7 protein-coding genes are annotated in these 9,472 nt (G+C 73.1%); 3 read left to right on the top strand and 4 right to left on the bottom strand.

Annotation, left to right across the window (positions count from 1 at the left end):
- Positions 1-120: 120 nt before the first annotated feature.
- A complete protein-coding gene (locus AC069T_RS35295) occupies positions 121-573 on the bottom strand; it encodes a DUF4442 domain-containing protein (protein WP_478786621.1) in 453 nt (150 codons plus the stop codon).
- Positions 574-710: 137 nt separating this feature from the next.
- On the opposite strand from AC069T_RS35295, the gene AC069T_RS35300 reads away from it, so the two are divergent.
- On the top strand, positions 711-1,733 hold the full coding sequence (locus AC069T_RS35300; protein WP_478786622.1) for a DUF8017 domain-containing protein: 1,023 nt from the start codon (positions 711-713) through the stop codon (positions 1,731-1,733).
- Positions 1,734-1,796: 63 nt separating this feature from the next.
- On the opposite strand, the gene AC069T_RS35305 is transcribed toward AC069T_RS35300, so the two are convergent.
- The 3 genes from AC069T_RS35305 to tuf form a co-directional block, all read right to left on the bottom strand.
- Positions 1,797-2,588, bottom strand: a complete 792-nt coding sequence (locus tag AC069T_RS35305) for a spermidine synthase (RefSeq protein WP_478786638.1) — start codon at positions 2,586-2,588, stop codon at positions 1,797-1,799.
- Between the two features lie 111 nt (positions 2,589-2,699).
- Complete coding sequence (locus tag AC069T_RS35310; RefSeq protein ID WP_478786623.1) at positions 2,700-3,542, bottom strand: patatin-like phospholipase family protein; 843 nt, start codon at positions 3,540-3,542, stop codon at positions 2,700-2,702.
- Positions 3,543-3,672: 130 nt separating this feature from the next.
- Positions 3,673-4,842 (bottom strand): elongation factor Tu, encoded by a 1,170-nt coding sequence (gene tuf / locus AC069T_RS35315; protein ID WP_478786624.1) that lies wholly within the window; start codon positions 4,840-4,842, stop codon positions 3,673-3,675.
- Between the two features lie 1,008 nt (positions 4,843-5,850).
- Between tuf and helR the strand changes: the two genes are divergently transcribed.
- Together helR and AC069T_RS35325 are read left to right on the top strand one after the other, a co-directional pair.
- The gene (gene helR / locus AC069T_RS35320; protein ID WP_478786625.1) at positions 5,851-8,022 is read left to right on the top strand and encodes an RNA polymerase recycling motor ATPase HelR; all 2,172 of its coding nucleotides are present in this window, start codon (positions 5,851-5,853) and stop codon (positions 8,020-8,022) included.
- Between the two features lie 213 nt (positions 8,023-8,235).
- Positions 8,236-9,072, top strand: coding sequence for a TVP38/TMEM64 family protein (locus AC069T_RS35325; RefSeq protein WP_478786626.1), 837 nt, complete (start codon positions 8,236-8,238; stop codon positions 9,070-9,072).
- Positions 9,073-9,472: the final 400 nt, after the last annotated feature.

A 9,472-nucleotide genomic window follows, 5' to 3' on the forward strand; every position in this document is an offset into this window, starting at 1 on the left:
TTTTCTTCCCCACTTGCGGGGGGGGGCCGGCGCGAGGGCCTGTTCCGGTTACGGCGTGCCTCTCCCCACTGTCCTGTCCGGGCCGCCCACTTCCCCCCCCCCGCCCCGGACCGATGGACGTCAGCCGTTCGGGCGGAGCGTCCATACGACGGTCATCTCGCCGGTGACGGCACCGTCCGCACGCTGGATGGCGATGGCGACGGGGAACTCCGGACGCTGCCCGGCGTCGAGTTCCGCGACGACGTCCGCGGCGGGGCGGCCCAGCGTCGCGGTGGCCCTCACGGGGCCCATCGCGAGCTTCTTGTACGCGATGTCGGCGCTGACGGCGAGCGGCACGGCACGCGAGAGCTGCTCCCCGAACGCGGCCAGGACGATGGCCCCGCTGGCGGACTCGCCGAGCGTGAACATCGCTCCGGCGTGCGGGCCGCCGACGTGGTTGTGGTATTCGCTCTGATCGGGCAGGGCGACCACTGCCTTCTCCGGCGTGGTCTCCAGGAACTCGAGGTTCAGGGTCCTGGCCATCGGCACGGTGGCGGCGAGCATCTCGCCGATCGACATCTGGTCTGCGCTCATACCAGGATGTTACCCACGGGTAGCTAACTTTGACCAGGACCCCCGGGTGATCCCCGTCGGCCGGCGCCCGATCCGGTACAGGTCTGACGAGGGCCGGTGACCCAAACGTGTCATGGACGGCACTAGGGTTACTGCCCATGTGGCCAGGACAGCAGCCGCCCGGGGGCGAGCAGAACCCGCAGGACCAGAACCCGAACCCGTACCAGCAGTCGGGGTACCAGCAGCCGAATCCGTATCAGCAGCCCGGACCTCAGCAGCCGGGGTACCAGCAGCCCAACCCGTACCAGCAGCAGCCGGGGTCGGGACAGTGGGGTGCGGCCACGCCGGCGGGCGCGCCGGTACCGCCGGGCGGCGGCGGGAAGAGCACGAAGATCGTCGCGATCGTGGCGGCCACCGCCGTGGTCGTCACCGCCGCCGTCACCGGCATCCTGGTCCTCGGCGGTGACAAGGACGACGAGGCCGACGGCAAGACCACCAAGCCGTCCGCCACCGCCTCGAAGAAGCCGAGCGAGTCCGCGTCCGCCGACAACCCGCGGGGCACCGACGACGAGAAGCCGACGATCCCCGGCTGGAAGGTCGTCATCAACCCCAAGTGGGGCACGGCCTTCGACGTACCGGCGGAGTGGGCGGTCCGCACGCCGGGCACCTTCATCGGTTTCGAGGACGCGCAGAAGGACGACGGTTCCGCGGTCGTCGGCATGTCGGCACCCGCCTTCCTGAAGGAGAACTGGTGCACGTTCGACGAGGACAAGGACGGCACCAAGGACGAGACCGAGCTCGCCGCGGCCGGCACCAAGGGCCAGAGCGGCGCGAAGAGCACGGCCGCCGCCGCCCGCAGTGACTCGGCGACCTGGGCCTGGGCCGGTTACACGGACCAGACCAAGGCCGACGAGAAGAAGATCGTGATCGGCAAGGCCGAGGACTTCACCTCGAAGTCGGGCCTCAAGGGCAGCATCGCGACGAGCTACACGCGCGGGGTCAAGAAGGACAACAAGTGCGACACCGAGGGCAAGGCGACCACGTTCGCCTTCAAGAACTCGGCGGGCGACTTCGCGTCCTTCACCTTCTACGGGGTAAAGGGCGTCCGTGACGAGGTGCCGGACGAGCTGGTGCAGAAGATCGCCGGCACGGTGCGGCTGCACGGCGATCCCGAGTCCTGAGCCCGGGTTCCTCGACGCGGGCGGTAACGGCCGGGTCGTCCCGGGGCCTGGCGGCCCGCGTGTTCAGCCGATGCAGAAGGAGCCGCCCGGTGGTTCCGGCGAGGGGACCGCGTTCTCGTCGTGCACGGGCCCGGCGTCGCTGATGAACTCCCGGAGCGCGGAGCCGTGTTCCACGCGCGCGGGGAAGGCGTCCGCGGCGGTACGGCGGGCGAGGGCGCCGGTGTCGAGGGGTTGGTGGGACGCCACCAATACCGCGTTGCCGAACCGGCGTCCGCGCAGGACGCCCGGTTCGGCGATGAGCGCCAGCTCCGCGAACACCGTGGCGAAGGTGGCCAGTTGCGACCGGAGGAAGGCGAAGGGCGCCGCGTCGGCGAGGTTGGCCAGGTAGACGCCGTCGGGACGCAGCGCCCGCCCGGCGGCGCGTGCGTACGCCACGGAGGTCAGATGGGCGGGCACCCGCGAGCCGCCGAAGACGTCCGCGATGACGACGTCCGCCGACGCCGGCGCCGCGGCCTCGAGCCAGGCACGGGCGTCCGCGCCGTGCAGGCCGATCCCGGCGGCCTCGGACAGCGGCAGGTGCTCGACGACGAGGGCCAGCAGCGCGCGGTCGGCCTCCACGACGTCCTGACGTGATCCGGGACGGGTCGCGGCGACATAACGGGGCAGGGTGAGCGCGCCCCCGCCCAGGTGCAGCACGTCCAGCGGCCGGCCCGGTTCCGCGACCGTGTCCAGCACGTGCCCGAGCCGTCGCGCGTACTCGAACTCCAGATGCGTTGGTGCGTCCAGGTCGACGTACGACTGCGGCGCCCCGTCGACGGTCAGCAGCCAGGCCCGCTCCCGGTCGACGTCCGGCATCAGCTTGGCGGTCCCGTGATCCACGTCCCGCGTCAAGGGTATCGGCTTGTCCACGGCTCCATTGTGCCGTCGGTACGAACCGGGGCGGGTCCCGCACCGGGCCGGTCCGTCTCAGGCGAGCCACACCTCGGCGACCTCCGCCGCGTGCGTGCGCGCCTGGTCCCGCCCGGCGCGCGCCGCACCCGCCCGCGCGGCGGGGTCCAGGGGGTTGCGGCCGAAGGACCGCTTCGCCGCCCGGTCGGGCGTGACCACCGCCACCCGGGCGCCGGCGGCGGCCAGCCTGCGTCCCTGCTCGGCGGCCGGCACCAGAGGACCACCACCGAGGGCGACGGGAGCGAGGACGACCACGCGCTCGTACCCGGCGGCCAGGTGGGCGTTGGCCGCGGAGTGGATACCGCCGTCCGTCCACCGGCGGCCGTCGAGGGTGACCGGCGCCCAGACGCCCGGGACGGCGCAGCTCGCGGCCATCGCGTCCACGAGCGGGACACCGCTGTCCTTGCCGAAGACCCGGAGTTCGCCGGTGGCCGTGTCGACGGCGGGCATCAGCAGGGCGCGCTCGGGCCAGTCGGGTGAGACGAGCCGGCTCTCGAAGGCCGCGCGGCGCGCCGCCTCGGAGGGGGTCCTCGCGGTGAGTGCCGTCCTGCCCATCTTCCGGCCGTACGCCTCCGGCGTGCGTGAGGTCAGCGCGGCCCAGACGAACCGGAGGATCAGGACGGCGCTCAACCGTCCGGCCATCTCGCCGGTGGGCGGGACGAGTTGACGCTCGTAGAGCTCCTTCAGCGTCAGCCTGCCGGAGGTGAGCTGGGCTCCTACGGACGAACCGGCGGACGTGCCGATCACCACGTCGGCGTCGCCGAGGTCGACGCCGGCCTCGCCGAGCCCGTACAGGATTCCCGTCAGCCAGCCGACCCCGGCGTGGCCTCCGCCACCGAGCACAAGTGCCTTGCCTGCCACGGCTTTCCGCCCTCTCGCTGCCGACACCCGACGGCATCAGTGTCGCGCAGGGCGCCGCCGCACGCCGGTGCATGCCCGAGCGGGTGCCCGCCCCCTTCCAGGGCGGGCACCCGCCGCGCGGGCCCGGTGCTCAGCCGACCGACGTCACCGTCCCCGCGCCGACCGTCCGGCCGCCCTCGCGGATCGCGAAGCCGAGACCGGGTTCCAGCGGGACCTCCCGGCCGAGCTCCACCGTCATCGTGACGGTGTCACCGGGCCGCGCCACCGCCGCCTCGCCGAGGTCGACGTCGCCGACGACGTCCGCCGTGCGGATGTAGAACTGCGGCCGGTAACCGGTGGAGACCGGGGTCGTACGGCCGCCCTCGCGCGCCGACAGGACGTACACCTGCGCCACGAAACTGCGCCGGGGTACGACACTGCCGGGCGCGGCGACGATGTGTCCGCGGCGCACGGCGTCACGGGGCACCCCGCGCAGCAGCAGCGCCACGTTGTCCCCGGCCTGCGCCTCGTCCATCGGCTTGCCGAAGGTCTCCAGGCCGGTGACCACCGTGTCCACGGCCGCGCCGAGCACCTCGACCCGGTCGCCGACCCGGATCGTGCCGCGCTCCACCGCACCCGTCACGACCGTGCCGCGTCCGGTGATGGTGAGCACGTTCTCGACGGGCAGCAGGAACGGCGCGTCGAGATACCGCTCCGGCATGGGCACGTACGTGTCCACGGCGTCGAGCAGCGCGTCGATCGCCGCGGTCCAACGCGGGTCGCCCTCCAGGGCCCTGAGCCCGGAGACCCGCACGACGGGTACGGTCTCGCCCCCGTAGCCGTGCGCGGAGAGCAGTTCGCGGACCTCGAGCTCGACGAGGTCGGTGAGCTCCTCGTCCCCGGCGTCGGCCTTGTTCAGGGCGACGACGATGTGGTCGACGCCCACCTGCCGGGCGAGCAGCACGTGTTCGGCGGTCTGCGGCATGATCCCGTCGAGCGCGGACACGACGAGGATCGCCCCGTCGAGCTGGGCCGCGCCGGTGACCATGTTCTTGACGTAGTCGGCGTGACCCGGCATGTCCACGTGCGCGTAGTGCCGGGTGTCGGTCTCGTACTCGACGTGCGCGATGTTGATGGTGATGCCGCGCGCGGCCTCCTCCGGCGCCCGGTCGATCCGCTCGAACGGGACGAACGTGCCGGAGCCGCGCTCGGCGAGGACCTTGGTGATGGCGGCGGTCAGGGTGGTCTTGCCGTGGTCGACGTGCCCCATGGTGCCGATGTTCAGGTGCGGTTTGGTGCGCACGTAAGCCGTCTTGGGCATGGCTGTACCTCGAAGCCTCTTCGTGTCAGCGGAACTGAGCGATGGCCCCGGCGCGTACGGGCCGGGACGGGGACCCCGAGGACTTGCCGACCCTCCCCCTGCGGGGTCCGCCGGACGATCCGGGAAGGGTCAGCTTCGGGCGCCGTCGACAGCGGCCACGATGATCGGGACGGCAGCCTTCGGGGCATCCGCTGCCGCGGATGCTGCGAGGAGGAAGGCGTACCGGAACATGAGGCGATCATCGCCGACGTGTCCGCCCGCGTCGAATGGTTTTCGGCGCCCTCGGACGCGTGGTGCCGACGGGGCGTCAGAGGACGGAGGCTTCGCGGCAGAGGCTTCGCGCCGGCTGGGGCGCTGCGCGGGGTGACCGTCCGGCCGGCCGCGGCGGGCCGCGGCGATCGCGGTGGACCCGAAAGAAGAGCGCCCGAAAGAAGAGCGGACCCGCAAGAAAGAAGGAAAGGAGGGGTAGCCGCTCCTTTCCACTCTCAACGTATAGCGCACTGGGGGCCTTGCGGCAAGGCCCCCGGGGTGCCGCAAAATGACCGGCCGAGGTCGGGATCTGCGGAAACGAGAGTCACGGAATGCCTGTGTTGTCGTCGACGTACGCGTCGCGTGGGGACGTTTCGACACGGCCGGGGGCCGGGACCGGCCGGGCGCGCCCGCGTGAGCGGCGCGGGAGGCCGGGGCGAGCCGGCCGTCCCCGGTCGGGACACCTCCGGGGACCTCGTGGCACGAGCCCCAGGCGCACGCGGAAGAAGTCACCGGGAACCTGCCACGCGGGACCCGGTGCACCACGCCCCGCACCCTTCGCGACTTTGACCCGCACCCTTCGCAACCACGACCCGGGACGGTCGCGACCTCGACCCGGGCCGGTCGCGACCTCGGACCCGACGGTCGGGCCTCGCCCACCGCGGAGCGTCGCCCGACGTGGCCGCCCCGTTCGCCCCGCCGCCCGACCCCCGTGCCAAGCACGACGGTCGCGAGCCACCCCAGATCGGAGCCGATGAAGTGAACCCGCCGACCACCGCCGTGTTCGACCTTCCCGACCACCTCTCCCACAAGGCCGACCCGCGCCTGATCGCCGGAGACGAACGGCACTTCGCGGCCCTCGCGGAGAGCCTCGAACAGACCATCGCCGAACTGTCCGGGCGTCTGGACGCCGAACGCAGGGCGCCCGGCGGCACCGGCCGGCAGGCGATGGACCGGGACGCGGAGATCCACCGGCTGACCGCCCGCCTGCGGACCCTGCGCCGCTTCGGCCTCGATCTCTGCCTCGGACACATGGTCGGCGCTGACGACCGCGAGCCCGTGTACATCGGACGACTCGGCCTCACGGACAGCTCGGGCCGCCGGTTGCTGCTCGACTGGCGCTCGCCCGCGGCAGAGCCGTTCTTCGGCGCCACCCACGCCGCCCCGATGGGGCTGGCGAGCCGTCGCAGGTACCGCTGGACCCATGGCCGGATCGGCGACTACTGGGACGAGGTGTTCACGTCGGACGGCTTCGACGGGCACGCCGCGCTCGACGACCAGTCCGCGTTCATCGCCAGCCTGGGCGGCGACAGGTCGGCCCGGATGCGTGACGTGCTCGGCACCATCCAGGCGGACCAGGACGCCATCATCCGCGCGGGATCCCGCGGCGCCCTCGTCGTCGACGGCGGTCCGGGGACGGGGAAGACCGTCGTCGCCCTGCACCGCTCGGCCTATCTCCTGTACTCGGACCCGCGTCTCGGTCACCGTCGGGGCGGTGTGCTGTTCGTCGGCCCGCACCGCCCCTACCTCGCCTACGTCTCCGACGTCCTGCCGAGCCTCGGAGAGGAGGGCGTGCAGACATGCGTCCTGCGGGACCTCGTCGCCGAGGGCGACGCGGCGAAGGCCGAGGCCGACCCGGAGGTGGCGCGTCTGAAGTCGTCCGCGGACATGGTGCGGGCGATCGAGACGGCCGTCAGGTTCTACGAGGAGCCGCCCGAGAAGGGAATGACGGTCACGACCCACTGGTCCGACGTCCGGCTCGGCGCGGACGACTGGGCCGTGGCGTTCGAGGCGGCGGAACCCGGTTCGGCGCACAACGAGGCACGCGACCAGGTCTGGGAGGAACTGCTCACGGTCCTGGTGGACAAGCACGACGACGCCGGCGTGCCCGCGGGTGTGATCCGCTCGTCGCTGCGACAGGACCGGGAGTTGCGTACGGCGTTCGACCGGGCGTGGCCGCTGCTCGACGCGGCCGACCTCGTGGGAGACCTGTGGACGGTGCCCGCCTACCTGCGGATGTGCGCTCCCTGGCTCAGCCGTGACGACGTCCGGAAGCTGCAGCGTGCGGACGCCCAGGCCTGGACGGTGTCCGACCTGCCGCTCCTGGACGCGGCACGGCAGCGCCTCGGCGACCCGGAGGCGGCCCGGCGGAAGCGCCGGCACGAGGCCGTTCTCGCCGCCCAGCGCGAGCGCATGGCACAGGTCGTCGACAACCTGATCGACGCCGCCGCCGACTCCGGCGCCGACGGAGACGACGGCGAGGGCCTGGTGACGATGCTGCGCGGCGAGGACGCCCGGGTCAGCCTGGTCGACGAGTCCGAGCTGCCCACCGCCGACCCGGATCTGCTCGCCGGCCCGTTCGCGCACATCGTGGTGGACGAGGCGCAGGAACTGACCGACGCGGAATGGCAGATGCTGCTGCTCAGGTGTCCGTCCCGGAGCTTCACGATCGTCGGGGACCGCGCCCAGGCCCGGCACGGCTTCACGGAGTCGTGGCAGGAACGGCTGGAGCGGATCGGGCTCGACCGGATCCGCCTGGCCTCCCTGGGCATCAACTACCGGACGCCGGAGGAGGTGATGGCGCAGGCCGAGCCGGTGATCCGGGCCGCGCTTCCGGACGCCAACGTGCCGGCCTCCATCCGCAGCAGCGGCGTCCCCGTGGTCCACGGGTCCGTCTCCGACCTGGACCCGGTCCTGGAGACCTGGCTCGCCGCGCACGCCGAGGGGACCGCGTGCGTCATCGGTGATCCCGCGTTCCGGGCGAGGCCCCGCGTCCGGTCGCTGACTCCTGAGCTGTCGAAGGGGCTCGAGTTCGACCTGGTCGTCCTCGTCGACCCGGAGGACTTCGGCACGGGCATCGAGGGGGCCGTGGACCGTTATGTCGCGATGACCCGGGCGACCCGGCAACTCGTCGTCCTCACGAGTTCCTGACCCGGGCCGGTCGCTCACCGTCCGGGCGGGCCGACCCGCCCGGACCGCCGTCAGCGGCACCGCATCTGACGGTGCGCCGGTCCGGCGTGGCGGGTGCGTGCGGCCCCGCCCCTGTCCGGCATACCGGCCGGCGCACCCGATGCCGGGGAATCCGTGACGCCCGTGAGACGAACCATACGGCGATCACACACATGGGTCGGTTAGTGTCACCGGATGCTCGATGCCACCACCCGTTCTGGGGGCACCGCCACGGCCACTCCCCCGGCCACCGCCAAGGAGCTCGTCTCCGCCACGGATGTCCTCGGCGCCGGACAGCTCGCCGTCACCACGCACCTCGGGCCCGCTCACCCGTTCGGCTCCACCGCGCCAAGAGGAGTCGCCGCCCGCTGCACGAGAGTCCTGCGCTCCCCGTGGTCGCGGCTCTCGCTGCTGCTGACGCTGCTCGCGGCGGCCGCGGCGGGCGTGCTGCTCTTCCAGCCGCAGCGGCTGCTGGCGGACGGCTGGCCGCCACAACTCGGCGGTGCCGCGGCGGCGCTGGTGTTCGCGGTGGCGTACGGGCTGTGCACGGTCGCGTTCGTGCCGCGGCCGCTGCTCAACCTCGCGGCGGGGGCCCTGTTCGGTTCCCAGCTGGGGGTGAGCGCTGCCCTCGGCGGCACCGTGCTCGGCGCGGGTCTCGCCTTCGGCCTCGGCCGGTTCCTGGGGCAGGATGCCCTGCGTCCGTTGCTGCGGGGCCGCTGGCTGAAGGCGGCGGACGGCCAGCTCAGCCGGCACGGCTTCCGCTCGATGATGGTGGCCCGGCTGTTTCCCGGGGTGCCGTTCTGGGCCGCCAACTACTGTGCGGCGGTGTCCCGGATGGGCTGGCTGCCGTTCCTGCTGGCGACGGCGCTCGGTTCCGTCCCCAACACGGCGGCCTACGTCGTCGCCGGCGCCCGCGCCTCGTCACCGACGTCGCCCGCCTTTCTGATCGCCATGGGCTTCATCGCGTTGCCGGCGCTGGTCGGCACGGTGGTGGCCTGGCGCAAGCGCCACCATCTGCGCGCCGCCCACTGACCGGCGAGCGCCGACACCTGCGCGCCGCCCGCTGTCCGGCGGGCGACGCCACCGGCCCACCCCGGCCGGATCGACGCCAACGACCCACCCCCCGGCCGGCCCGCGGAGCCGGTCCACCCCCGGCCGGCCCGCAGACCGGCCCCCCGGCCGGCCTGCAGAGCCGGTCCACTCCGTGGCGGATCACTGGGCTCGCCCAACCACCTGTCGAGAGGCGAGGACCACCTGTCGAGAGACGACGCGGCCCCGCCACCTGACGGAACTGAGACCGCCCAGCCGGTGAGCCACCGGTGCGCCGGTGGCTCACCGGCCTGGGGGGGGGGGGGGGGGGGGGGGGGGGGGGGGGGGGGGGGGGGGGGGGGGGGGGGGGGGGGTACGCGAGGCACCTCTTTGTGCCCCGCGA

Source organism: Streptomyces sp. NPDC043867 (genome assembly GCF_056435845.1).